We start from the raw sequence: 25,220 nt of genomic DNA, 5'->3' as shown, positions 1-25,220 counted from the left end.
TAATTTATTGTATCCAATTGATATCTTTTCTCAAAAGAGAAAGTGTTTTGGCTTCTTCCGAGCCTTCTTCTGGTTGAAAATCATAGGCCCAATTTGCCTGTGGCGGTAAACTCATTAAAATGGATTCGATACGTCCATTAGTTTCAAGACCAAATTTTGTTCCTGAATCCCAAACAAGATTAAATTCAACATATCTTCCTCTACGGAGGTATTGCCAGTTTTTATGGTGTTCTGTATAGTCTTTATGGCGATTTTTGTTTACCAGCTCGGTATATGTTGGTGCAAATGTACGTCCAAGGTCACATGAGAACTGAAAAATTTCCTCAAATGACAGACCTGTTTTTTCAGGTGTTAGTTTATCATAGAAAACCCCACCTATACCACGTGTTTCTTCACGATGGCGTACATAGAAGTAGTCATCTGCCCATTTTTTGAAATCTTTGTAAAAATCTTGGTGATGGATATCGCATACGTTTTTCAACTGTTGATGAAAAAATTGTGCATCTTCTTCAATAACATAGTGCGGTGTAAGATCAATGCCTCCGCCGAACCACCGAATTTCATCATTCAATTCGAAATAACGGATGTTCATGTGGATAATAGGAACGAATGGATTGTTTGGATGAATAACAATTGATACACCTGTAGCAAAAAATTCATCTTCATCGACACCAAATGATTTCTTGATCATTTCCGGCAATTTTCCATGCACAGCAGAGAAATTCACCCCACCTTTTTCAATGATATTGCCATGCTGCATGATCCTTGTACGGCCACCGCCGCCGCCATCACGTTCCCAAATTTCTTCTTCAAATTTAGCGGTACCATCAAGCTTTTCAAGTGCTTGACATATTTCGTCCTGAATTGTTTTATAAGTTTCAGCGATTTTTAATCTATCGATCATCTTGAATTAACTTAATTTTTCAGCCAGTTGGCTTATGATTGTTGCAGCAGATTTATGCTGGTATAAGATTTGGTAAACGGCTTCACAGATAGGTAAGGCGATCTGATGCTTACGCATATAATGCTGTATACAGGCAGAAGCATAATAACCTTCTGCTACCATATTCATCTCGAGCTGGGCAGACTGTACACTATAGCCTTTTCCGATCATCGCCCCAAAAGTTCTGTTTCTACTGAACTGCGAATATGCTGTTACCAAAAGATCGCCTAAATACGCCGATTTATTAATATCGCGAAGCGGATTAGGATCAATGGTCTCGACATACGTTTCCATCTCACGGATTGCATTTGAGATTAAAACTGCCTGAAAATTATCACCATAGCCTAACGAATGACATATTCCTCCCGCCAATGCATAAATATTTTTCAATACAGCACCATACTCAATCCCATACACATCGTCCGAAATGATTGTTTTTATATACCGGCATTCCAGTAAAGATGCCACTAACTTCGCATTTTCTTCAGATTTGGAACCAAAAGTCAAATAAGATAGTTTCTCCAAAGAAACTTCTTCAGCATGACATGGTCCACCGACAACTAAAATATTCTCCAAAGAGACATCGTATACCTCCTGTAAATAATCGCCAATGATCAGATTTTCATCAGGTACGATACCTTTTATGGCAGAAACAATAATTTTTCCTTCCAGATCTGCTTTTGTCACATCCTTTAAGGCTGCTTTCAAGTAAGCGGCAGGTGTATTCAAAATAATAATATTTGATACCTGAATTACTTCTCTTGCATTTGTTGAAATATGATCTGTATCCAGTTTTACTTCAACAGCACTTAAATAACTTGGATTTTTTTTATGCTTTTTGATATAGTCAACATCTTCTTGTTTACGGACCCACCAATGTATATCCTTTTCAACGACGTTGTCACCCAGCATTTTAATCATTGCTGTAGCCCAACTACCACTACCAATAAGCCCTACTCTATTTTTTTGCATTAAATTTTGTTACTAGACAGTTTGAGCAAATATACTTAATTATATAATAATTAACATTCACCTGTATCCTAACTTGGTATATTATGCCTTAAAATAGCTCATTTTTGACGAAATTCCAACAGACTCATGAAAACATGTCATTTGGCGATCATGATGGCTTATATAAATATTCATTTAAATCGTAATGTGATAGATGAATATTATTAAAAGAATAAATGACCAAATTTTAAAGCATACCTATAGGTACCTATATTTGTACTGAGTACGGACTCTACAAATAGGCATATCACTATAACTACTCGCTAATACCAAAATGGAACACATTAACTTTTCGAAAAACTGGAATAATAAATTGGACTGCGAGGCATTTACAACATTACGGATGCCCAATGAACGGTATAAGACCGGGCAAGTATTTGAGATTACATTAAATAAAGAAAGTAAAGATTGCGCCACTCTTGTGGCAATCAAATACATCAATCTAGAAGATATCACTGAATACATCGCTCGGTTAGACACCGGCTGCAGTGCCGAAGATTGTAAAAACATTATACGCGATATTTATCCAAATGCTGATTTTACACAACAACGACTTGCATATCTTTTATTTGTAAAGTCTAAGGATAATTAAAATACTGTGTATAATATTTAAATTAAGATCTGCCTTACACTTAAGGGCAATTATAGTTACAGTAGTATTGATTATGATTTACTCTTGAATGTTGCTCAATCCATTCATATACAATTACATATTATCGATCTCGCACAAGAAATAATTATTATTTGTTGTAAAGAACCGATATTTATGTTTAATATAAGGTGTAATTATAATTGTATAATAAGACAAATATATCTAAGTTTGACAGGAACATTCAGTGCTAACAGCGTTTTGGCTTGGGCACGAATAATAAAATATAGAAAATTTTAAGGTAACATATTTATAAGATGAGCAATAATGATATCATGAAAAAGCTTCGAGTAGCTTTAAAATTCACGGACGACGACATTATTAATGTATTAGCGTTAGTCGATTTTAGGGCAACAAAAACGGAATTAAGTGCCATATTCCGTAAAGAAGATCATCCAAATTTCAAACCTTGCGGAGATCAGTTACTTCGGAATTTCCTCAATGGATTAATTATCTATAACCGTGGCCCTCGAACTAAAAATAATGACCAGAAGGCATAATATCATCTTAAAATTATAAATAAAAGCAAAAAAGTGTCGAAAGCATAACCTTCCGACACTTTTTTAGGATAAGATTAACTGCTATAATCTCTCTAAACCTACTGTTCCATAAATACGCTCCATCACCACTACTCCTTCAGGGCTCGTTACTTCAAATACATCATTGTCCACTTTTGACCATCCACCTACTACAGCATCTTTGTTATCGTATAACGTTGCACCATAAATTGTAAGTTTGCTTCCACCTTTGAAAGTAAGTGTTTTCGTATCAAACGTACTTACCTTACTACTATCACCTTTTACCATCAGCGTTGCTTCCCTAACTACATTAATACCTATATTTCCTTCAGTTACGGCATATTTTATTTTTACCGAAGCTACTTTTGTTAGATCTACTTTTGATCCAGCTGATTTTTCATTGACTGTACTATCTGTAAATACTAATCTTACAGATGTGATTGCATTTGTTGGAGGTGTTAATTCATCGGCATCATTTTTACTGCAGGCTGTAATGCCTATTGCTATTATTAATACTAATAATAATTGACCTAACATCTTTCTTGTCTTCATATTCATTATATTTATATATTAATTTTATTTAAGACAAAATTACGAGCTACTCCTAAGAAGTGATACCACCATACCGTTATAAAATATCAGCTGAAGACCAATTTGCACTTTAACTAAATTTCTGATTAACAAAGTGTTTAAAATATTTGAGGACATGACATTTACATATTTCTATTATTTAAATATTGGTAAAATAATTGCGCCAATATTCAGATAAATAAATTATTATTTCATTTTAAAGCTAAGCCATACATGATCTCGTGTATCATCTCGATCTATTCATACGTTATAAAACAAAGTTGTTAATCAATTCACAAATGAAAGGGCTAACGTAATGCTAATCAATCATACAGTACCTGTTACCAAGTAAAATATTTAGTTACATAAAGGAGCATAATTTATATATGAAAGAAATCATCCATGAATTTGGTATAGAAACTGATTGGGTAGAGCCGATGGCAAAAGCTTTAGATGGAGCTGTTAAGGGTAACCATATGCTAATTCCGGATACCGTCCATAGCGGCACCCGCTATGTGCTGTCTATAAATCCAGATATCACGGTCATGTTTGCAGATGTCCTCTACCACCAAGATATCCATTTTAAGCTCCGCAATACAAATTCAGATTTTATTGGCATCTATTTTAATCTCACTGAAGGCGACTCTTCTCACATTACAAATAATGACACTTTAGCAATGGGAAGATGGAACTACAATCTTGCCATTGTTGAGAGCAGTGTAAACCTCGACTACCGTGTTAAAGCGGGAACCAAGACATACAACTTTTGCATTTTCATCCGTAAAACACTTCTCAAAGAATACTTAATTGGTTCTGGACATTTAAAAAAACTGATCAATCGGGTCTTTGATCAGAATCAAAATACGATCTTTCACTATAATATCATGAGCAATAATAGTTTACAATATATTAATGAATTTCGAAAGAACAATATTGACCCGCTAACCTTTGATTTGTTTCTAAGTGCAACGGTCTATAACTTATTGGGAGAATATCTTGATGAACTGATCAAAAAAGACCTTGTTGTCAGTAAACTTAACGACACTGATTTTACCGCTATCATATCCTCTCAGGAATTTCTGATCAGTAAGCTTAAAGATTCTTTCCCGGGAATCAAAACAATTGCTGAACATGCTTTGATGTCCGAAACAAAATTTAAAAAATTGTATAAAAAGATCACAGGTCTTACTCCTTATGAATTTTACCTTAATAACAAGCTGGAATTGGCGCGTGATCTATTAGTAAGCGGGAACTATAACATTGGAGAAATCGCTCACGAACTGCAGTTCCCAACCGCATCCAATTTAACACATCTCTTTAAAAATTACTTTGGCGTTTTACCCAAGGACTACTTAACAAAATTATAATGGAGACATCTGCAAAAAATAGTATTCAATTTTCTCATACGGTAACCATGGATACAGAATGGAGGCAAGATTTTATCGAAAAACTTGGAGCAAAATATCTTAATCAACGGCAATTGGTTTTTCCTGAAAATTTAGCAAGCGGTGGCTCTTATCTTATGGAGGTCATTCCTGGCTTGACAGTTCTTGTGGTAGACCTCACCTTTCATCAAAGCATATCCTTTACTAAAGTTGCTTCATCCGGGGATTTCTGCATTGCATACTATGATATCAGTGATCAAATCAGCATCCACAAAGTCAATGATACGAAGAATAAAGTTGGTTATCATTCAAAATTAGGAATGGGGCTTGTTGATGCGGGTTTGAGCAGTACTTATATTCCCCCAATTTCAGAACGAATGTATTCTTTTCGGTTACTGATCTCGAAACAGCTTCTTCATAAACATCTGGGCAATATCGTTCCAGAGTCTATAGTTGAAAAGACGTATGCGAAAAAGAATACCATATATTTCTATAGTCACATGGATAGCCGTACCCGGGTGTTACTTCTAAAACTGAAAGATCGTCAATATGAAGACAGTTCCTACGAACTATTTCTCAAAGGAGCCGCCTTACAGGCTTTTGGAAGTCTTATTGAAAGGTTAAGTGAACAGAAATTTGTAGTAGGTAAGCTATCTGAATTTGATGTGCAACAAGTTGTGAATAGTCAAGTTTACCTCATGGAACAGTTGCTTGAAAAATTTCCAGGTACTGAAAAGCTAGCCGAAATAGCCTGTATGTCTGTGACTAAATATACCCGATTATTCAAAAAAATATATAAATGCAATCCGAATAGCTTCTTTCTATCTGAAAAGTTGTTATTAGCAAAAGAAATGGTAAAAAGTGGTCAGTTCAATACCATATATGAAGTCGCGTATGCTCTGGGCTATTCAAAATCTGACTATTTCTCGGCTATTTATAAAAAGAGATATGGTGTACTTCCAAATGAGGATTTTGTTTCGTTGCGTAATTGCAAGGAAGCGACAGAGTAATGTAGTCGATGGTGTGTCGTAGTGCTCTCCCCATGATGAATGACTTTTTCGCCAAGAGACTGACTTAAAGAGTCCTTCAAATTCTCCTTTAGCATTTCCTTGATATAAAATAATCACAAGAAGAGCGTTGGTAAACCATGAATACCGAAAAACCAACCACTAATCCAATAGTAATTATCGAAAATATAGCTTCTATAACGAATATCCATAAATAAACGACAGTTATAGTTTTAAAACCATCGCATATCAGTATTCGTTTGCTTCACCTGCTGTATATAACGAATTTTAGATTTAATAACTAGCAATTGCAACAAAAGCTCTCTAGGTCAGGGTAAGGTAATCGCTAATAAAATCTTAAAATTTAATTATGAAAAAGTTAAGTGGAATGAAGAGCTTCTCTTCACTGGAAAACAATAAGTTAGATGAAACAGCTTTGGAAATGCTACAAGGTGGCCGTCGTTCTATTGGTGCTTCAGTCGTTTATTCGAACTTCCTGAATGCGCAAGGCCAACAAGATATTGATACTTATGATCAATATGGGGCATTTGCTGGCAGAATTTGGGACAACTCTTCAGATTGTTCAGAAGCTAATACGTGGTAATAAACTTAGGGATATATTAGCTAAATATCTATTCTAAAAAATTAGATGGAATGAAGAAGAGCATCTCTTCTTTGAAGAACAATCAAATATGTATTCTGACTAAGAATTACATATTTGATTGTTTGATGATTTTTTAATAAAATAATAAGTCTACCAAAATGCGAAGTCTTCATTTACTACTTATATATGATGACCAAAATATGATTGTAAAAAATAATTCTTTTTCAGTGCTATTCTAGTAAAATCACATAAACCGTTATCTTAGTAACCTCTCCAAATTGCTATGAAGTGGCCCAAGTCAAATTTAGTAAGTTTTTAAGTAATTTTTTAGTTTCACAAATAAAATCGGGCTTTTACGAAAAAAATTCACATTAGATTCAGGGAATACATGTAAAAGACTGGCGTTAAATTTTATTGGAAACTGGGATTTGCCCTCTGAAGTGCTAATTTCTATAAAATGTCCACAATCTAAGTACGAATCTTTTTCAGCTAGATTGGATAAACTAATATTTAAACTGATATTATCCATACTGATTTCCTCTGGGCAACTATCTTTTTTTAAATACAGAACACTTCTATTTATATAGCAATAAGATATTCTTTTGGAAATTCTCAGTATTATGGAAATCAGAATAAACAAAAATATGCAAATACAAAATAATGTTAATGAGATAGTCTGAATCATCATTTTTATTGATTCAAAAGAAAAAGGAAATTCCATTACCAATGCAATCGATAAATTTATAAAAGCTATGAGGCATAATAAATTTTGATATTTTTTTAATGAGTTAAAATTCTTTGGAGAAAATAATTCTATTACTGAATCTTCCATTTTTATTAATATTATTCTATAATAAATGATAAAAATTAAATTTGAACGCTGATTCCCTTAATCTTGCTTCTCATTTTTTGCCAATGATAATGAACGACGGATCTTAACACTAATTTTTTAAAAAAATAGACTTCAATTTATTCGAAGGAGATCAAGTTAATTTTTAAAATAGTTCTTACTAAATTCACTGATAGAAAGTGTATTTACGGATGTGTTTTGTAAAAAATGTTCTACTTTATATGCCCTTAAGCGATCTTTTCTGGTTAATTTCCACATGAATGTGCCAAAATTTAATTTCGAGAAATCTATTCTTAGTTTTTCTAATTCTAGTCGATGAACTTGCATATCCTTCTCTAAAAATTGATCAAAAAGAAGTAACCTGTTACACAAAAAGTAGACATTATCTTCTTCCAAAAATATATCTTTTTTAAAAGAAGACAGCAAGGAATCTTTAATTCTCCCCCCGAAAGATTCTTCCTTAAGAAAAATTAAATTATCCACTTTTTCGACTTCTAGATTCAATCTATTCATTAGATAAGCAACAATATTTTTGGGTGAAATTTGATTTTTATAAAAATTCCTCAAATTATCAATGGATTCCCATCTACTTCTATCCAAAGACAAATCAATTTGATTTATATAAGCATATAAGAATACAACAAAAGCATAATCTATTTTCATCACTGCATTTCATAAGTTTACTATTTCCACCAATTCTTACTAAAAAAAGACTCTATTCTTTTCAGATTTGGAGGAGCGCCTACAATCACTAAAAGTTAAAAATCAGCAAGTCAATATTAAGTGACTTGCTGATTTTTAATATAATCAAAATTTAGAATCAAACTTTTACATCATAGCTCGCCTGGTGAAGATAATAAACAGCAAATAAAACAAAGCATATTTTTTCATCATTTACGTAAGTAATGAAAAAAATATATGATTTTCCATTGCTAGCTTGCTATAGATTGTTCCTCAGATATTCTTGAAACTTATCTTGAAACTGCAAACCGCTACCTACTCTGTATTTACTTAACTTGTTATTGAGCGTAAGTCCCCACAGGATGAATTCGGTCAGAAAATAGAAATCTTCAGGCTTCGTCTGTGACTGATACTGCTGTATCAAACTGCGGATAGGTGTCACATCGTCCAGTGCATGTTCGTAATCTACATCAGTGAGTTCATCGGATAATTCAATACCCTCAGATTCCGAGAACCAGCGGACAATATCATCGTAGGGATAACGTTCATTTTCCTTTTCAAACTTCTCAATTTTTGGAAATAAAGTAAGAAATATACTTTTAACGGCATTCTCAATCAACTGAATTGCCACAGTACTGGCTCCCTCCTGCTCACCTTCATATACGAGCTCCACTTTACCAGTGATAGCTGGCACAATACCCATAAAATCGCTCAATCTTACTGCTGTGGCTGAAGCTCCGTTTTTGAGCATCCGCAGTTCGGCAGTACTTAATAAGTTTTGAAATGCGGTAATACTCATACGAGCACTGACACCACTTTTTTCATCAACATATTCGCTATTGCGGGCTTCAAAACTGATCTGCTCAATCAATTCACGAGCCAGTTCTGGAACATATATTTGTTCTTTTTGTGCAGCTTCTAGGTTAGCTTCCTGAGCAGTAATGGTTTTTGCAATCGCTACTGTTTCAGGGTAATGTGTTAATATCTGTGATCCTATCCGGTCTTTTAGGGGCGTTACGATACTTCCTCTATTGGTGTAATCTTCCGGATTTGCAGTAAACACAAACTGGACATCCAACGGCAGACGTAATTTAAATCCCCGGATCTGGATGTCTCCTTCTTGCAATATATTAAAAAGTGCTACCTGAATTCTCGCCTGAAGATCGGGCAGTTCATTGATAACAAATATCGAGCGATTCGCCCGTGGAATCATACCAAAATGAATCACACGATCGTCTGCATAGCTCAGTCTCAGATTTGCGGCTTTGATCGGATCTACATCGCCGATCAAATCTGCGACAGTTACATCCGGTGTAGCCAGTTTCTCTGCAAAACGATCACTTCTATGAAGCCAATCAATCGGTGTATCATCACCCTTTTCCTTTAATAGTTCTACAGCATAACGCGATATTGGGTTATAGGGATCATCATTAATTTCAGAGCCTTGTACCACAGGTATATATTCATCTAATAGATTAACCATAAGTCGGGCTAGACGTGTCTTTGCTTGCCCACGAAGACCGAGGAAATTGATATTATGTTTGGAGAGGATAGCTCTTTCTAGTTCTGGAATAACGGTGTCCTCGTAGCCGTGTACTCCGGTAAATACGGTTTCCCCGTTGCTTATCTTTGTAATCAGATTCTGACGCAATTCTTCTTTTATCGCCTTAGGTTTATAGCCAGAAGCTTTTAGTGCGCCAAATGTTGTTATCTTCGTGTAATCCATATGTTCTTATAATGAAGCGCAAATGCTGCGCAAAATGTATATCTTATTAACGTAATTGTTTATCGTATTCTCTTTCTGCGATTTTCTTCATAATCCTCAAAAATCATTTCTCCAAGATCTCCAAGTCCTGTATAGTAAGCTTTTCCCTGATTTGAAGCCGTAAATTCGTCAACAAATTCCTGCAGATAGGGATCTGAAGTGATCATGAAGGTTGTAATGGGTATTCCCAGCTTTCTGGCCTGTGCGGCCATACTATAGCACTTGCTGGTGATAAAAGGATCTAAACCCATCGGATTTTTATAGTAACTACCATCAGGCATGTTTAAACAGCTCGGCTTTCCATCAGTAATCATAAATATCTGCTTGTTAGCATGCCGTTTACGTCTGAGGATCTCCATCGCCAACTTCAAGCCTGCGACCGTATTGGTGTGAAATGGTCCTACTTGCAGATAAGGTAGATCTTTTATCGCTATAGGCCAAGCATCATTACCAAAAACGATGATGTCCAGTGAGTCCTTGGGATAACGTGTCAGGATAAGTTCTGATAAAGCCATAGCCACTTTTTTTGCGGGTGTGATCCGGTCTTCACCGTATAGGATCATACTATGGCTGATATCAATCATCAACACGGTACTCATCTGTGATTTAAACTGGGTGTCTTCGACAACGAGATCATTTTCTGATAAGGCGAACTCTCCTATTCCATGATTAATCTGCGCATTTTTAAGGCTCTCCGTCAAGGCTATTTTCTCAAGGCTGTCTCCATACTGATAGTTTCTGAAATCGCCCATATTTTCATCACTCCGCCCATGGTGATTGGTTTTATGGTTGCCGGACTTTCCTTTTCGCATCTTTCCGAAAATCTGATCTAAGGCATGCTGACGTAATGCTTTTTCCAACTTTGAGGTAATAGCTGAGCTACCACTGCCACCTGGTTCCAATTTTTCTCTGATGTATCCTTTATTCTTCAGATCTGCAATGAAATCGTCAACGGTATATGCTGTAGTGGTCAGTTTAAACTCTTTGTCCAATTGCCGCAACCAATCAATAGCTTCATCGAAATCACCGGAGGTGTGTGTAATCAATTCCTTGAAAATATCAAATAATTTGTCAAAAGGCGTTTGAAACGGCTCGTCATATTGCTTAAAGATAAAACCCTTATTTCGTTTCGTACTGTTCATGGATTCATTTTATTAGCATAAATGAAGCTATTCGCATATTGTAATCGGAATAACTTCTCAGGTTGAATTTACGAAATAAAAATCCTTATAAAGAATCCTAGATTCTTTGTGATATGAAGAATAATTTTTGTGGCAAGAGGGTTTTGAACTAGTGCTTTTTGTTGTTGTGCGTAAAAGTTTCTGTGAACCTAGCTGATCGAGCAATTTTGTATTTTAAGTGGTGGGAAAGTTAGACAATATTCATCTGCATGACCAAAGCACACATAGCACTAAATGGTGCAGTGTACTTTGGTCATGATTGTTAAAAAAAAGTGACGAAGTGTTCAAAAAGATTAGAATTTTTGTTAGTTCTTATATATCAATGAAAAATCGATCTATCTTTACGAACTAATATAAAACTCTTATTATCATCTGTACCAAAGGATACTTTCATTGTTTTTGGAACTGATAGGTCAATTTTAAGAAGTTTAGTATCTCCATAGACTTTATCACTGTATAGATCTTTAGAATACACTTCCAAAATAAGTTCCTTTGCAACCGACTTCTTTACTTTATAAAGTTTCTGATAACTTTGGGATTTTTGATCATGTAACAAATTAAAAGTGACAATGTTCTCACCAATAAAATTTATACGCTGTAAAATCCCCTCATTCTGATTTTCCCAATTTCCTTTCAATACCTCTTTATCTAAAATTGGCTCATGGAAATTGTAAAAAATAAACGCAAAAACAAAACTAAATATCTTTAATCCCATAATACATTAATTTAACTACTCTAATCTACAAATAATCAGCAAATTAAAAAAGATATATAATTCATAACTTAACTGATATTCGATTATAGCAATACTCGCTTCTTAATGTCATAAATCTTTTCGAAACTGCTGCTGCGAAGAAAACTCAGGATAAAAAACTACTTTTTCCTCTTTAGCTTAATTTTTATTAAATTGCTATTCTTCAGTTTTTTTACCAAAATATACGACCAATGTGGACTTTTACAGTGAAAAATAAAATTAAGGCTGCGATGTTGTTTTTCTCTGTCCTTTGCTTGGTGATGTTGACCAATATTCAAGAGCAACACTTGGTCAAAAGAATTAATGAATCGGTAACTTCTTTATATTCGGATCGCTTAGTGGTGGCTGATTATATTCACAAGCTTTCAAATCGCATGGAGAAATTACTTGTCTTACTATCTGCACCTCAATATTCATCTAAAAACGTTAATTTGGAACTAGATAAAATCAAGCAAATCAATACACTTTATGAAAAAACGGTGCTAACAGATAAAGAAAATGTCAATTTTAATACATTTAAAATCTGCATTCAACAAATAGCGCAAAATGTTAATGCCACAGATCATGCTAAAGCTATTGAGATCAGCAAACAAGCACGACAAACTTTAGAAACATTGTCTTCGATTCAATTGGAGGAAGGAAAAGTCAAGCTAGATGAAGTAATCAGTATGACGAGCAGAAGTAGATTAATGTCTTACATCGAAATCGTGATCCTAATTGTTATTGCAATATTAATTCAAATTTTGGTGTTTTCCGCTAAAGTTGAGATGGGTGCAAAAGTTCCAAAAGATCATAACTTAAATTAATTGAAAACCCAAATTCATGCCCCAGACCTAGTGGCTTTTAAATAGATCGAGTTGTGAGATTTCAATGTAAATCCATCATTCTTACGACTTTTATAAAAAAAAGTAATTCTTATTTACAATCAGAATTGGAAACCTTCAAATCTTCGATTTTTTGAACTTTGAACTGATATTTTATTGGAGTTAGTTTTTCAAAATACTAAGTAAAAACTAATATTTCTATTTTATTCCTATGAAAATTATTATGTATGTTTGTTTTAACGAAATAATCATTCAAACCTAAACCAAATATGAACTTTTATTATTCTGCTCTTTTTATTGTCAGTAGCTTAGCGTTTTCCCTATCTTCGTGTGCGCAATCAAAAAGCCTATTTAACGGCAAGGACTTAATTGGCTGGCATATCGATGTTCCAGAAATGGACAAAAATACCACTGTAAAAAGTCCTTTTCTTGTCAGAGATGGGATGCTAGTAAGTATGGGTAATCCAAATGGCCATATTATAACCGATAAGTCGCATAAGAACTATAGTCTGGATGTCGAATACCGTTTTGCAGGAAAACCAGGAAACTGCGGTGTACTGGTGCATGCCTCTACTCCACGCGCGCTTTATGGAATGTTTCCAAAATCTATTGAAGTACAGATGATGCATGAAAATGCGGGAGACTTTTGGTGTATTGTGGAGGACATTAAAGTACCAAATATGGTTGAGCGTCGAGGTGAACCTGCTGAATGGGGCATTACAGAAGATAAAAAACGTCGGATTTTGAATCTTACCGACAATTCTGAGAAACCTCTTGGTGAATGGAACAGTATGAGGATTGAATGCTTAGACCGGAAGATAAAAGTATGGGTAAATGGTGACCTTGTAAATGAAGGTTACGACTGTACCGCAAACAGTGGTCAGATTGCGCTTCAAGCTGAAGGTGCTGAAGTTGAATTCCGTAAGGTTTTACTAACGCCAATAACGCATCTTTCTAAATAAATGATAATGGCAACAAAGCATTCATGCAAGTCTAAGCAATCATGCATTTGCAATAGTTAGTTCGCTGCTATAAAATCTAGAAAGCCATTCCTAACGGAATGGCTTTCTAGATTGATGACACTTTGTAGCATTCTGTTCAGATTTATTGTTTACATTAAAAATCGAAAGTCTCATGCGCAACTCTTTCCAGACCTGAAAAGGCATCATTTACCTTATAAATTATATCCTTTTTTATATTTAACAAGCATGTGATTTTATATATTTGCAAAAAATCAATAACTTAAATAAATATAAGTAAACATGGGCAAAATTAACTTCATCTTATTTTTCTTAATTTTTCAATTCTCATTTGTATCGGCTCAAGAAAAAGTAAAAGTCATATTATTAGGAACTTATCACTTTAATAATCCTGGAAATGATATGATCAAACAAAAAGACAGAAATATATTATCTAAAGAAAGCCAACAAGATTTAGAAGAAATTACCAATAAAATTAAGGCATCTGCTTATAAACCCGATCAAATATTTGTCGAGAGTAATTTTAACAAAAGGAACGAATTGAATGCAAACTACCAATCATATTTAAAAGATCAATATCACAAGTTCATAGATACAATAAAAAGAGAACGGTTAAAAAGATATTATATCGAAGGTGAAACTTTTCAGTTAGGTTATAGATTAGCGAAAAAATTAGAACACCAAGAATTATATCCTATTGATAGTATGATAGAAATGAGATTTGATATTTTATTAAAAGAGGTGAATGCAAATCCAGCTTTGAAAGAAGAATTTAGTAAAATTAATGCCTCTTTGTCGGATAACTGCCTAGAAAAAAGCAATCTGAGTGATATATTTATATGTATAAATGAAAAGTCCAACTTAGATAAAAACAGTGGTTTTTATATTTCATTTGCTAATAAAGTGATGACTAATAAAGATTATTTAGGGTCCAATCTCGTTACTGACTGGTATAAAAGGAATTTGGTTATGTACGCTAATATTCAGAATCAATTAAAACCTCATACCAAAACTATTCTTGTTCTGGTGGGGAGTGGACATGCTGCTATACTAAGACAGTTTTTTGAGGTCGACAAAAACTTTGAACTTGTTGACTTAACACAGGTTTTCGATGCTAAGTAAGTCAAACTCTTCCTACAGAATTGTGAAATAGCATGAAAACTGTTTACCTGAATTATATAGCATAAAGAGAATGCCATTATCTTTAATAAATAATGGCATTCTTCATTTTTCGATCTTTGTTAATAATGAGGAGAATTCCAAGAAAGTCAAGCATATTTTTAGTAGTTTAAAATTGTACTGAAAAAAATATTAAAAATTTAAATACGATTTATATTCGCTGCTTATTTTCCCTTATATCGAGTGCAATTTTTGCAATTCAAAACACCGCTTAACTGCTTTATCAATGTTTTCAAAAAACAACAGTTTGTTATTTTCAATGCAGTCTAAAAAAATAAGACTTTTGATAGGACCAAATTTACGAACTTCAAGAGTAGAGGCATCAATTACTGCCAATTTAAAACCCTGCCCAATCACTTTGTTCACAAAAAGAGGGATATAAACATAGTGACCATCTATAATGGCAGGCCCACCAAATAATCCTGACATCTTAACTCCATTAATAGTGAGATGTCCAACTTCTGGTCCACCTTGACAAATTTCTGTTAACCTCGAATAGGTTAATTCGATCTCTTTTGTACTTTTTTGAAGATTAAATTGAATTGGATCTTCATAATTATTCATCATAATATTTATTTTTCGCAGTTTTTAGTTTAGCAATTCTTATTCAGTGAATGTAATCCAGTTAATACTAAAATAGTTTAGTTAAACGGCTCATTACCGAATTGTAGAATATGACAAGCAAACACTCTAGTAATTTCTTTCATTTCAAGTGGGTCATGAGTAACTATGAAAAAAACTCCGTTATTATTGACACCTAAAAAGTCTCCATCACTAAGCTCCTTTAAATGAAAATATTCAACTCCCTCTATACTTGAAATATAAACTTCACTGCGATTTATATGCTTTAATTCCGCTGATGTCAAATATTTTTTAATTAGCCTAAATCCTTCTTCGCCCCACACTTTCTTTTTAATATCTCCATAAAAAATATTTTTATTATCGCATTCAAAAGTACTGTATTTCAGATCACTTGAGTAACCTAAAAAGATATTATGAGCAAAATACAGTGTTATTACTATATTTCTAGTTGAATGCAGATCTTTTATTATCAGGTTCTCTAATATATAGTTGTATACCTTATGATTTTCAAATTTTTTATAAAAGGAAGTTGGGTATATGAAACTAATCAAATTTGGAATATCAGATCTATTAATACCTACTTTTTCAATAAAATTTAGTTGCGCTATATAATGTTTATATTCAACACCTAATTGATCTAATAGTTCACGGAAAACATCAATTTCCCAGCTTTTTAGTGTTCTAAATTTATTTTTAAATAACCTAAACATATTTATTTATTAAAACAGCTCATGATAGTGATATCTGTTTTTCTGTGATACTTATATATTATTGTACCCAAAAATAAAAACTTACATGTTTAAATTCGAATATCAGAAAGCTGTATTTCAATCCAGCAATTAATCCCTTGTTTATGTCGAATTTGCTGTGTATCTACTCCTTCTATACACAAATAATATTACCCAATGCGTCGTAAACGTAAATGATACAGCAGGAACTGGTGATATGAAGCATCAAAAACTAAGCTCATATATATCCCCTTGATCACCATTACACTTAAGAAATATATCCTTTGGAATAGTTTCGAAGTCAATCGTAGTCATTATCGATTGATCACAATCAATTTTTTGCTTATTATCAAAGATTAACTTATTGCAATCTAACTTAACGGGTAAATCATTAATTGCTCCTAGCACATATTTACCAAAGTATCTCTTCTTATAATCATATAACAAAATAGTTCCTGTTGTATGTCTATTTGGCCCCCATATTCTCCCCCAAGTTAAAATATGATATTTACTTTTATTTTTAGTTTCGACCTTTCCTAGATAGGTAATTATGACATCATTTAAGTAGTCTTTCCTATCACTCTGATTGAATGTAAAAGACTTACCAATAACATTTTTTAATATAACAGATACAACGATATCTTCTTTCTGCGGAGAAACATCAACAGAAGATAAACAGAGAAATATAAATCCGATTACAAACTTCATCATGAGATTTAAAAATCCATCAACTTAATTCTTAAGTGTTATAATAACCATTCCAAAAGTGCTAGCAAATTCTCCATAAAGGGCATCATCTTTTAGATTTCTTAAACGAGATTTCAGAGATATCTTCTTTCTTGATCCGCGCAAGCTCCCTACTTTTCTTTAATTTAGTATCTGAACCACTTGTCATAATCAGTACAGAAAAGTCACCTTTTTCTAAAGCTGGCTTAACAACATAATGAAATATTGAAGAGTTTACATAGGTATTTTCTACGAATGCCTGCAAACTTTCTTTTTTTGGATGAGTAGCCAATGATTGATCGAATAATTTTTTCCTTGACGAAGGCACAATATTATTCTGCGCATAAATGACTTCAATAGATGCAACTAGTCCTAGCAAAATAAGCGTTTTGATTTTATTCATAATTAGCGTTCTTTATCTCCTACTTGATATAGACAAGTTAAAAATAAAATTTACATAATGATCATTCAAATATTATAAAGTCCCTTAATCAAGCAATATGTATTAAAAACGATATATTCTATACTTTTAAATATGCAATCATTTGTTTCCATTTTATGCAACAAATACGGAGTTTCTTCCGAATTAGTCTCTCAGCTTCTATTGAAGATGGAGAAACAATCATTTGGTAAGCATCGACCTACTTCTTGAAGAGAAATGCACAACATGGTCCATTAACAGGTGTATCAATGTGATCATGGTTTGGCATTTAAATTTTGAAATATTCAAGCAAGAATTTTTGTTAAAGGAAAAGCCGTTTGGGGATACCAAACGGCTTTAAAATTGATTTAAATTACACCTTTACGCTATTTTATTTTATCTATGAATATATCTTCAGAATTATTCATAAGGTATGCTTATAAGCACAAACCAACTGATTGTAAAATAGTTTTATTATACATTGCTAATCGATGTTTATCTTATAAATTGCAGCTGCTTCTGTATCATCAAACAGATGAATTTGCTTAACTAGCTTTTTCTTCATCATTTTCACGATGGAACTATAGGCAGGATCATGATAGACATTATGAAGTTCTTGAGGGTCTTTTTGTAAATCGAAAAGCTCCCATGCTTCCTGACGTTTATAATATCGGATTAATTTGTAACGATCATCACGGACTCCAAAATGTGGGCTGACAGCATGTTCTCCATTTTCAAAGTAATGATAGAAAAGATCTTTCCGATGTTCTGTTGATGGATTTTTGAGCACATGTACAAAAGACTCACCCTGCATGTCCTTCGGTTTTTTGACTGATGCAAGTTCCAGGAGAGTCGGTGCAATATCGGCATTGACCACCTTTGCATTGATTTCAGTATGGGGTTTTAAAATTGCCGGGTACCGCATGAACATGGGTGTACGGAAGGATTCTTCATACATCCAACGTTTATCAAACCAACCATGTTCGCCCATATAAAAACCTTGATCGGACAGATAGATTACGACTGTATTTTCCTTAAGTTGCTTACTGTCTATGTAGTCCAATACTTTTCCGATGTTACGATCCATGGATTGTGCGGTATTGAGGTAGTCGGTCATATAGCGCTTAAACTTCCATTCGGCTAAAGCTTTTCCGGTCAACTTGGATTGCTTTAACTCTTCATAGATAGGTCTGTAATAGTTGATGTATTTTTCTTGCTGTGCTGGTGTCATACGTTTGAAATTACCATCCTGCATCATCGCTTCAACAGATTCGAACATCTTTAGATCGTAGCCCATGCGCATATCCTTATCAATAGACATCTCCTGAAGCTTGGCCGGTTTACGGCTTTCGTAATCATCGTAAAAGGTTTCCGGCAATTTAAAATCGACGCTGTCATAAGTGCCAAAATCTGCAGGATCGGGCATCCAGGTACGATGGGTAGCTTTATGCCCGATAACCAAGCAAAAAGGTTGTTCTTGATTTATGGTATCGAGCCAGGTTAAAGCTTTATCGGTCACAATATCTGAAACATATCCTTCGCTTCGTTTACTTCCTTGTTTACTGATAAAATCTGGATTGAAATATGTGCCTTGATCAACCAGGATGTCAAAATAATTAAATCCCTGTAATTTGTCTCCCAAATGGATTTTACCGACCCAAGCGGTATTGTACCCTACTTGTTGGAGTTGTTTGACAAATAGATCTTGGCTGAAATCGAACTCGGAAGTCTCATTATCTTTAAATCCATTTTTGTGGCTATACTTCCCGGTCAATAAAGTGGCCCTACTGGGTCCACATATTGAATTGTTTACAAAAGCATTTTTAAAAATAGCACCCTCATTTGCAATACGATCTATCTGGGGTGTTTTTCCATATTTTGAACCGTATGCTCCTATGGTTTGATAAGCATGGTCGTCGGAAATGATGATGACGACATTAGGCCTTTTCTGTCCGTAAGCATGTCGTCCTGTAGTTAGGGCGAGCACTAAAATTACAATAAAACTTAATTTCATGATCCCTTTTGTTTAAAATTGATGGTTACTTCTTCTTTGGAAGTGGAGTTTATTTTGACCCAGCCCAATCGATCTTGACCCGAATCATTGGCCTTGATCGTCAGTTTCTGCGTCACGTTACCAGAGCCATATTTGCGTTCCACACTGTACCACTGTACGTTTGCGGGCAATGTAACCCACCAGCCATTGGTACTGCCTACGATGCTGATGGTATAAGCAGCTTCTGCTTTTTCGATTTCGTTTGTCACGGTACTGGTTACCTGAAATGAACCAGCGATAGGTTTAGCAGGAAGGTCTTCTTTTTTGCAAGCAATTAACGCTAATAAGATTAGGAGTATAAGGACACCGAAGTTTCCTTTTTTATAAATTAATGTCTTCATGATAGTGATTTTACCAATTTGGGTTTTGTTTCCATTTACCATTTGTCAATTCGATCATCCGTTGCTGGATGGGAAGTAAGTAATCTCGATCGACTCTAAAGCGATACCCACTTGGCAATACTGCTTTGTAAGGATCCATGTAGCGTGTCGCATCACCAGGATTACCGGACAAAAAGAAATTGACTGTTTTTCCTGCTGGTGCTGTGTCATAATATAACAGGTTGTCCTTATAAAAGCCTGTACTGCTGTTTTCTTGCGCAATATTGCTTCCAATATAAAGAATACCTAAGGGTCTTTTGCCAACAATCAATTGATCGGCCGCTGCCCAACGGAAAATATCTTGTAAGCGCTGCCCCTCGGCTACAAGCTCAACGCGTCTTTCTCTTCTTACTGCCTGTACATATTTGTCTAGCTGTGCAAAGGAGTAGTTAGCTGCAGTATTGTACTCGCGATCGAAATCCATGTCCGGCATATTAACGCGTGCGCGCAATGGTCGTATCGCGTCAATAATTTTACTCGGATCTTCCTTAAGTTCAGCTATAGCTTCGGCATAGTTGAGTAATACTTCTGCATAACGGAAATAAATGACCGGAGCAGCACTCATGCCATCATCAGATACGGCAGGCAGACTATTGTACTCGACATATTTGTACATCGGGTAACCTGTAGTTGAACGATTGAATCCACTTTGATTGATCGGTGGAAAATTTGCTGCTACAGCATCAGGTCGTAACGGTGCCTGCGGCACTACAGCTGTCTGTGCCAAACGTGGATCACGTACTGTAGGTCTTAAATCTTGGCTGTATGTTTTTTGTACTTCGGTCTGAATTGTACCTACAAATGGTTTCCCATCTGCTGTTAAATAATCACTCACGAGACTCTGGGTCAATCCGATATCCCCTCCTCCTGTTGATAAATATTTGGAGACACCGTGACCGACATTTTCTGAAGGATTATAGCGACGATATAATAGAACTTCATTGTTTGTCGACAGATTTGCAGTATTGAACATATTACGATAATCATCATTGAATTTTCCGGTGGTATATATTTTCCAGCGGTTACCATCAATAATAGTCTTGGCGGCATCTCGTGCTTGAGTCAGATAACTTTTGATCTTATCTTCGGTAGCTTCCACACTCGCAAATGGTGTGGCTTTTAGTTTATGGTACCGTTGCCATGTTCCTTCATAAAGACCAACTCGTGATTTTAGTGCAAGAGCCACATCACGGTGTACACGCATACTTGCATTGGTAGATGCGGTAGGTAAAAGATCGATCGAACGGTTCAGATCATTGAGGATAGAATCCACTATCAGAATACGGCTGTCTCGAGCTAATAGCGTGGATTCATCCTCGGAACTTAACAATTGATTGACCCACGTGACATCGCCATACTTTTTGACCAATTCGAAATAATACCAAGCACGGAAGAAATATGCTTCACCTAGATATTTGTTGATATCAGTTTGATTTCCTTTTGCATTTTTTGATTGCTTTAGAAAAAAATTGATTGATCTTATTTGCGTATATTCAGTGATACTTGAAGCATTGGCAACCGTTAACTGTCCGCTAAGTCTCGGGTCTACACTGGTAAATATCATATTATCTGTACGTGCATCATCAAAAGCAGGCCCGATACCACCGGTAAAATTTGGATGGCCAGGTAAGGTTTGATAGAACTGATTGACATACAGTTTTAGCTCATTGGTCGAAGATAAACTACCTGTTGTGGATAATTGATCCAATGGTTCTCGATCCAAAAAATTGCTATTACATCCTGAAAATACAGTTATACTGACTGTTATTAAGCATAAATATAAGTTATATAATTTCATGGTGATCGGATTAGAAATTAACGTTAAGACCAAAAGAATACACTTTACTCAAGGGATATATCTTCCCTGTTCCTGAACCTCCGTTGATGGTTTCTGGGTCAAACATTTTCGCCAATGGGCTAAAAGTCAATAAGTTTTCGCCACTAACGAATACATTTATTCGCTCGAATTTCCAGCGTTGGATCAATGATTTAGGAATATTATAACTGATGGTCAGATTTTTGAGGCGTAGATATGCAGCACTTTGTAAATAACGTGTTGAAGATAGCTGTGTCTTATTGATATAAGAATTGATGGCACCTGCTGGTGCTGCATAAGGATTGGGATAGTAAGCATCGGGATTACTTTCAGAGAAGTAATCTAAATGTTGCTTGAAAACGGTTACTTGTGCTAAGGCACCTGCTCCCCAAAAGTAAGCATCCGCAACTGCTGGACTAAAATCTCTTTTACCAATACCTTGCCACAGCATATTCATCGATAAATTTTTCCAAGTTAATCCACCAGATAAACTATAGCTATACCTTGGGGTGGTGTTTCCGATGATGGAAATGTCGCCCATATCACCTAAGCGGTTGGTGCCATTATTGATTTTACCATCATTGTTGGTATCAAGATACATGACATCTCCAGGGATCCAATCGCGAGCGGACAAAAATGATTGATCCAATTCATTATAAGCATCTGCTTCTGCCTGTGTACGGATCAATTGATTGGCGGTATAGCCCCAGATTTCACCAGAGGCCTTGCCCTCGTACCATTGTCCACTTGGATCAAATTTTGTTGGATTTTGATATTTCGTAACCATTGATCTATAATCTGTTAGTATTAAGCCTAGGTTATAGCTCCAGTCGTCAGAAAACTGATCGCGCCATTTGACATTGACTTCCCAACCGCGTGTTCTTAAATCAGCATTGTTACTTTTTGCGGGTACTGTACCGAAAAGATCGGCTACATCTCGAGATGGACCGAGCATATCTTTGGTATTCCGCTGATAGATATCAAGTGTTCCGGTCAATCTATATTTAAATGCCGTAAAATCAAGACCAAAATTGGCACTACGTACAGTTTCCCAGGTGATCAATGGATTGAATGCACCTGGAGCGTTGATGTAGCTCTCGCGACCATTTTCAAAATAATATCTTCCTCCAGCTCCGTTTGCACCCGGTACGATGATGCTCATGTTTTCAGAGTATGCATAAAGTCCTGCTCCAGCCTGATTCCCGAGTGATCCGTATGAACCTCTTATTTTCAGCTGATTCACCCAACTGACTTGATCTTTAAAAAATGACTCTTCACTGATGTTGTATGCCGCAGATACCGATGGAAAGAAACCCCAACGATTGCCGGGCGCGAAACGTGAAGAACCATCATAACGTCCATTGATTTCCAATAGGTATTTTTGGTCGAAATTGTAATTCAAACGCGCAAAGAAACCACGTGTTGCCCAATGATTACGTGCCTCTTTACTTGATTTGGTTCCTGTCGACAGGTCTATTCCGGGACGATCGAAACTAATCAAATCACTAGCGGATGTGTAGATTTCTTTAAACTGATTGAGTTCTTGCTGAAAACCTGCCGTGATATCAAAGTTGTGCCTGTCCAGCGATAGTTTATAGTTCGTATAGACGTTAGGTGTGAGGTAATTGTTGCTGTTCATTTTACGCTCAAAACTGCCCCCTAATGGGATATTGTATTCAGAACGATTAACAAGGTAAGAAGTTCCATCAATGCCATAAATGGTTCCCGGTAATTTTAAGATATCATTAGCATCATTATCTAACCTATAATTGAGATCGGCAAATATTTTCCAGTTTTTTAAGGGACTTATTTCCAAACCACTTAGTACTGCTAGTGTATTGTTTGTCAAATCGTCTTTTGTTCCCGACTGTAAGTAGGGAACCATGGATTGTTCATTCCAGTTACCGTAAAAATCGTAAGGTGAAACATTAGGACGCATACGCGCTAAATTATGGAAGAACATGTCTTCGTATCCTGCTAGAGGGGTTTGGTTGTTGCTTCTGGTATATTTAACATTGGCCTTTAGTTTTAACCAAGAGGTCAGATCTGAGGAAACAGAACTGTTAAAATTATAACGTTTATAGTCGATATCTGCATAACGCAAGATTCCTTGTTCGTTGTAATAGCCTGCCGAGACGTAAAATTGGGTACCTGCATTGCCTCCACTCATGTTTAGTGTATAATTCTGACGTAGAGCAGTTGGTTTATAATGCAGATTGAACCAGTTGGTATTAGCAATTCCATTGGCACTGTTTTCCCAGCTTGCATAATTGTTGGTGTTGACTTCTGGAAAAATTGAAAGACTGTTTGGATCATTGATATACTGTTGCAATAGCGCAATCTTGTCTTCCGAATACTGTTTCGTACCCAATGCATTGAAGGTCGCGGCATTGAAGAAGTTGGCAAATTCTACAGAATTAGCCATATCGGGCAATCTAACAGGTGATGTGAGTCCAGTATTTCCGGTAAAACTGATTACTTTTTTTCCTGCTGTACCTTTTTTAGTTGTCACCAAAATAACTCCATATGCTGCTCTTGATCCATATATCGCAGATGCTGATGCATCTTTTAATACCGAGATGTTTTCAATATCGCTGGGATTGATGTCTGCTAATGACATCTCCATTCCATCTACAAGTACATATGGGCCATCGGTTCCGCTGATATTTCCAACTCCGCGTACATTGAGGTTGAAGCTTTGACCAGGCTTGGTATTCCCGCCAACATTGACATTTAGTCCTGGTACGATCCCTTGTAAGCTTTGTGTTGCATTGACAACGGGCCTGTTTTCCAATTCCCGTCCGCTAATAGCGGAAACAGCACCGGTCAAATTGACGCGCTTTTGTGCTCCATAACCAACGACAACGACTTCTTCAAGTTGAGCAAGATCGTCGGCTAACTGGATAGATTGAAAAGCCGATGAATATAATACCTCTCTCGATACAAAACCGACACTACTAATTAAGATCGTACTTTGTGTATTTTTAACCGCAATCGTAAATTCTCCTTTTTCATTTGTAAGTGTACTCCTATCAGATCCTTTTTCCTTAATGGATACACCAGGTAAGGGTTCGCCTTTGCTATCGATGACCTTACCATGAAACCTGGGGTCCTGTACTACGATTGGTGAAATAATAATTCGGCCACCATTGATCTCCTGCATTTTAAGACCTGTTTTTTCTAAAATAGGTTCTAACAATTCATTCCATGGTTTTCTAATTGCATTGACATCACTGATCACAAATTTGTCAATCTGGTTGTCATTGTAGATAAAGCGCAGATCAGTTTGTTTTTCGATCAGTTGGAGTAAAGTTTTAAACTTTATGCTTTTGTTTTTTAAAGTAATGTTGCCTTGTGCAAGTGTCGAGTTTGCATAACTGTTATAGCCAAAAGCTACTATAAGCAACAGCGTAAATTTTACCATGAAGAGCCACTTTAGGTAATAAAGAATCGGCACATGACTGACGACATGTGAATTTTTTTTCATAATTTAGATATTAGAAGTTAGTAATTAAGCACATTACTTTACTAGGGCTTTGTGCTTGTTCAGTCATCTTTAAGGGTATATCATTATGATATACTCTTTTTTGTAAAGGTTTGATTCATAATTTTG

Annotated in this window: 24 protein-coding genes; 8 read left to right on the top strand and 16 right to left on the bottom strand. The window is 35.3% G+C overall.

Translation table 11 applies throughout. The annotated features are described in order from the left end of the window. Positions 1 to 4: 4 nt before the first annotated feature. Both hemF and JAZ75_RS18520 read right to left on the bottom strand, forming a co-directional pair. Complete coding sequence (gene hemF / locus JAZ75_RS18525) at positions 5 to 904, bottom strand: oxygen-dependent coproporphyrinogen oxidase (protein WP_168126402.1); 900 nt, start codon at positions 902 to 904, stop codon at positions 5 to 7. A gap of 6 nt (positions 905 to 910) precedes the next feature. Further along, complete coding sequence (locus JAZ75_RS18520; protein WP_132767747.1) at positions 911 to 1,915, bottom strand: NAD(P)H-dependent glycerol-3-phosphate dehydrogenase; 1,005 nt, start codon at positions 1,913 to 1,915, stop codon at positions 911 to 913. A gap of 313 nt (positions 1,916 to 2,228) precedes the next feature. Here JAZ75_RS18520 and JAZ75_RS18515 point away from each other — a divergent pair, with 313 nt between their 5' ends. After that, positions 2,229 to 2,546: a hypothetical protein gene (locus JAZ75_RS18515; RefSeq protein ID WP_208697424.1), complete on the top strand. Its 318-nt coding sequence runs from the start codon at positions 2,229 to 2,231 to the stop codon at positions 2,544 to 2,546. Positions 2,547 to 2,878: 332 nt separating this feature from the next. Beyond that, positions 2,879 to 3,103, top strand: a complete 225-nt coding sequence (locus JAZ75_RS18510; RefSeq protein ID WP_232789260.1) for a DUF1456 family protein — start codon at positions 2,879 to 2,881, stop codon at positions 3,101 to 3,103. Between the two features lie 81 nt (positions 3,104 to 3,184). Here the strand turns inward: JAZ75_RS18510 and JAZ75_RS18505 are convergent, their stop codons facing one another. After that, positions 3,185 to 3,673 (bottom strand): hypothetical protein, encoded by a 489-nt coding sequence (locus JAZ75_RS18505; protein WP_208697422.1) that lies wholly within the window; start codon positions 3,671 to 3,673, stop codon positions 3,185 to 3,187. A 404-nt stretch (positions 3,674 to 4,077) separates the two neighbouring features. Here JAZ75_RS18505 and JAZ75_RS18500 point away from each other — a divergent pair, with 404 nt between their 5' ends. The 3 genes from JAZ75_RS18500 to JAZ75_RS18490 all read left to right on the top strand — a co-directional run bounded on the left by JAZ75_RS18500 (position 4,078) and on the right by JAZ75_RS18490 (position 6,687). Then, the gene (locus JAZ75_RS18500) at positions 4,078 to 5,058 is read left to right on the top strand and encodes a helix-turn-helix transcriptional regulator (protein WP_208697419.1); all 981 of its coding nucleotides are present in this window, start codon (positions 4,078 to 4,080) and stop codon (positions 5,056 to 5,058) included. Beyond that, positions 5,058 to 6,086, top strand: coding sequence for a helix-turn-helix transcriptional regulator (locus tag JAZ75_RS18495; RefSeq protein ID WP_208697417.1), 1,029 nt, complete (start codon positions 5,058 to 5,060; stop codon positions 6,084 to 6,086). The genes JAZ75_RS18500 and JAZ75_RS18495 overlap by 1 nt, the downstream gene beginning before the upstream one ends. Positions 6,087 to 6,453: 367 nt before the next feature. Further along, positions 6,454 to 6,687 carry a TIGR04139 family peptide modification target gene (locus JAZ75_RS18490; RefSeq protein WP_132767738.1) on the top strand — a complete coding sequence of 78 codons (234 nt, stop codon included), beginning with the start codon at positions 6,454 to 6,456 and terminating at the stop codon, positions 6,685 to 6,687. Between the two features lie 304 nt (positions 6,688 to 6,991). On the opposite strand, the gene JAZ75_RS18485 is transcribed toward JAZ75_RS18490, so the two are convergent. The 5 genes from JAZ75_RS18485 to JAZ75_RS18465 all read right to left on the bottom strand — a co-directional run bounded on the left by JAZ75_RS18485 (position 6,992) and on the right by JAZ75_RS18465 (position 11,879). Next, positions 6,992 to 7,519, bottom strand: a complete 528-nt coding sequence (locus JAZ75_RS18485) for a hypothetical protein (RefSeq protein ID WP_208697414.1) — start codon at positions 7,517 to 7,519, stop codon at positions 6,992 to 6,994. 156 nt (positions 7,520 to 7,675) lie between these two features. Continuing rightward, positions 7,676 to 8,200 (bottom strand): hypothetical protein, encoded by a 525-nt coding sequence (locus JAZ75_RS18480; protein WP_208697412.1) that lies wholly within the window; start codon positions 8,198 to 8,200, stop codon positions 7,676 to 7,678. Positions 8,201 to 8,477: 277 nt separating this feature from the next. Then, the gene (locus JAZ75_RS18475; protein WP_208697410.1) at positions 8,478 to 9,944 is read right to left on the bottom strand and encodes a sigma 54-interacting transcriptional regulator; all 1,467 of its coding nucleotides are present in this window, start codon (positions 9,942 to 9,944) and stop codon (positions 8,478 to 8,480) included. Positions 9,945 to 10,003: 59 nt separating this feature from the next. After that, positions 10,004 to 11,125: a vWA domain-containing protein gene (locus JAZ75_RS18470; protein WP_232789258.1), complete on the bottom strand. Its 1,122-nt coding sequence runs from the start codon at positions 11,123 to 11,125 to the stop codon at positions 10,004 to 10,006. Positions 11,126 to 11,483: 358 nt separating this feature from the next. Next, positions 11,484 to 11,879, bottom strand: coding sequence for a hypothetical protein (locus tag JAZ75_RS18465; RefSeq protein ID WP_208697401.1), 396 nt, complete (start codon positions 11,877 to 11,879; stop codon positions 11,484 to 11,486). A 230-nt stretch (positions 11,880 to 12,109) separates the two neighbouring features. On the opposite strand from JAZ75_RS18465, the gene JAZ75_RS18460 reads away from it, so the two are divergent. The 3 genes from JAZ75_RS18460 (at position 12,110) to JAZ75_RS18450 (ending at position 14,844) form a co-directional block, all read left to right on the top strand. Further along, entirely contained in the window at positions 12,110 to 12,724 is a 615-nt protein-coding gene (locus JAZ75_RS18460; RefSeq protein WP_208697398.1) for a hypothetical protein, read from the top strand. Between the two features lie 287 nt (positions 12,725 to 13,011). After that, complete coding sequence (locus tag JAZ75_RS18455) at positions 13,012 to 13,704, top strand: DUF1080 domain-containing protein (protein ID WP_208697396.1); 693 nt, start codon at positions 13,012 to 13,014, stop codon at positions 13,702 to 13,704. 300 nt (positions 13,705 to 14,004) lie between these two features. Then, complete coding sequence (locus tag JAZ75_RS18450) at positions 14,005 to 14,844, top strand: DUF5694 domain-containing protein (protein WP_208697394.1); 840 nt, start codon at positions 14,005 to 14,007, stop codon at positions 14,842 to 14,844. Positions 14,845 to 15,075: 231 nt separating this feature from the next. Here JAZ75_RS18450 and JAZ75_RS18445 read toward each other — a convergent pair whose 3' ends face one another. The 8 genes from JAZ75_RS18445 to JAZ75_RS18410 form a co-directional block, all read right to left on the bottom strand. After that, positions 15,076 to 15,468 (bottom strand): hypothetical protein, encoded by a 393-nt coding sequence (locus JAZ75_RS18445; protein WP_208697392.1) that lies wholly within the window; start codon positions 15,466 to 15,468, stop codon positions 15,076 to 15,078. Between the two features lie 74 nt (positions 15,469 to 15,542). Continuing rightward, positions 15,543 to 16,193: a hypothetical protein gene (locus tag JAZ75_RS18440; protein ID WP_208697390.1), complete on the bottom strand. Its 651-nt coding sequence runs from the start codon at positions 16,191 to 16,193 to the stop codon at positions 15,543 to 15,545. A 243-nt stretch (positions 16,194 to 16,436) separates the two neighbouring features. After that, a complete protein-coding gene (locus tag JAZ75_RS18435) occupies positions 16,437 to 16,922 on the bottom strand; it encodes a hypothetical protein (protein ID WP_208697388.1) in 486 nt (161 codons plus the stop codon). Positions 16,923 to 17,004: 82 nt separating this feature from the next. Then, positions 17,005 to 17,340 carry a hypothetical protein gene (locus JAZ75_RS18430; protein WP_208697380.1) on the bottom strand — a complete coding sequence of 112 codons (336 nt, stop codon included), beginning with the start codon at positions 17,338 to 17,340 and terminating at the stop codon, positions 17,005 to 17,007. A 502-nt stretch (positions 17,341 to 17,842) separates the two neighbouring features. Then, a complete protein-coding gene (locus tag JAZ75_RS18425; protein WP_208697379.1) occupies positions 17,843 to 19,372 on the bottom strand; it encodes a sulfatase in 1,530 nt (509 codons plus the stop codon). Further along, complete coding sequence (locus JAZ75_RS18420) at positions 19,369 to 19,752, bottom strand: BACON domain-containing protein (RefSeq protein ID WP_208697377.1); 384 nt, start codon at positions 19,750 to 19,752, stop codon at positions 19,369 to 19,371. Before JAZ75_RS18420 ends, JAZ75_RS18425 begins: the two co-directional genes overlap by 4 nt. 10 nt (positions 19,753 to 19,762) lie before the next feature. Continuing rightward, a complete protein-coding gene (locus JAZ75_RS18415; protein ID WP_208697375.1) occupies positions 19,763 to 21,589 on the bottom strand; it encodes a RagB/SusD family nutrient uptake outer membrane protein in 1,827 nt (608 codons plus the stop codon). 10 nt (positions 21,590 to 21,599) lie between these two features. Next, complete coding sequence (locus JAZ75_RS18410) at positions 21,600 to 25,094, bottom strand: SusC/RagA family TonB-linked outer membrane protein (protein ID WP_208697373.1); 3,495 nt, start codon at positions 25,092 to 25,094, stop codon at positions 21,600 to 21,602. Positions 25,095 to 25,220 lie beyond the last annotated feature (126 nt).

The organism is Sphingobacterium sp. UDSM-2020, assembly GCF_016132525.1.
GTDB classification, from domain to species: domain Bacteria; phylum Bacteroidota; class Bacteroidia; order Sphingobacteriales; family Sphingobacteriaceae; genus Sphingobacterium; species Sphingobacterium anhuiense.
Note: the sequence above shows the minus strand (reverse complement) of the source record. Positions and strands in the feature narration are given on the sequence as shown.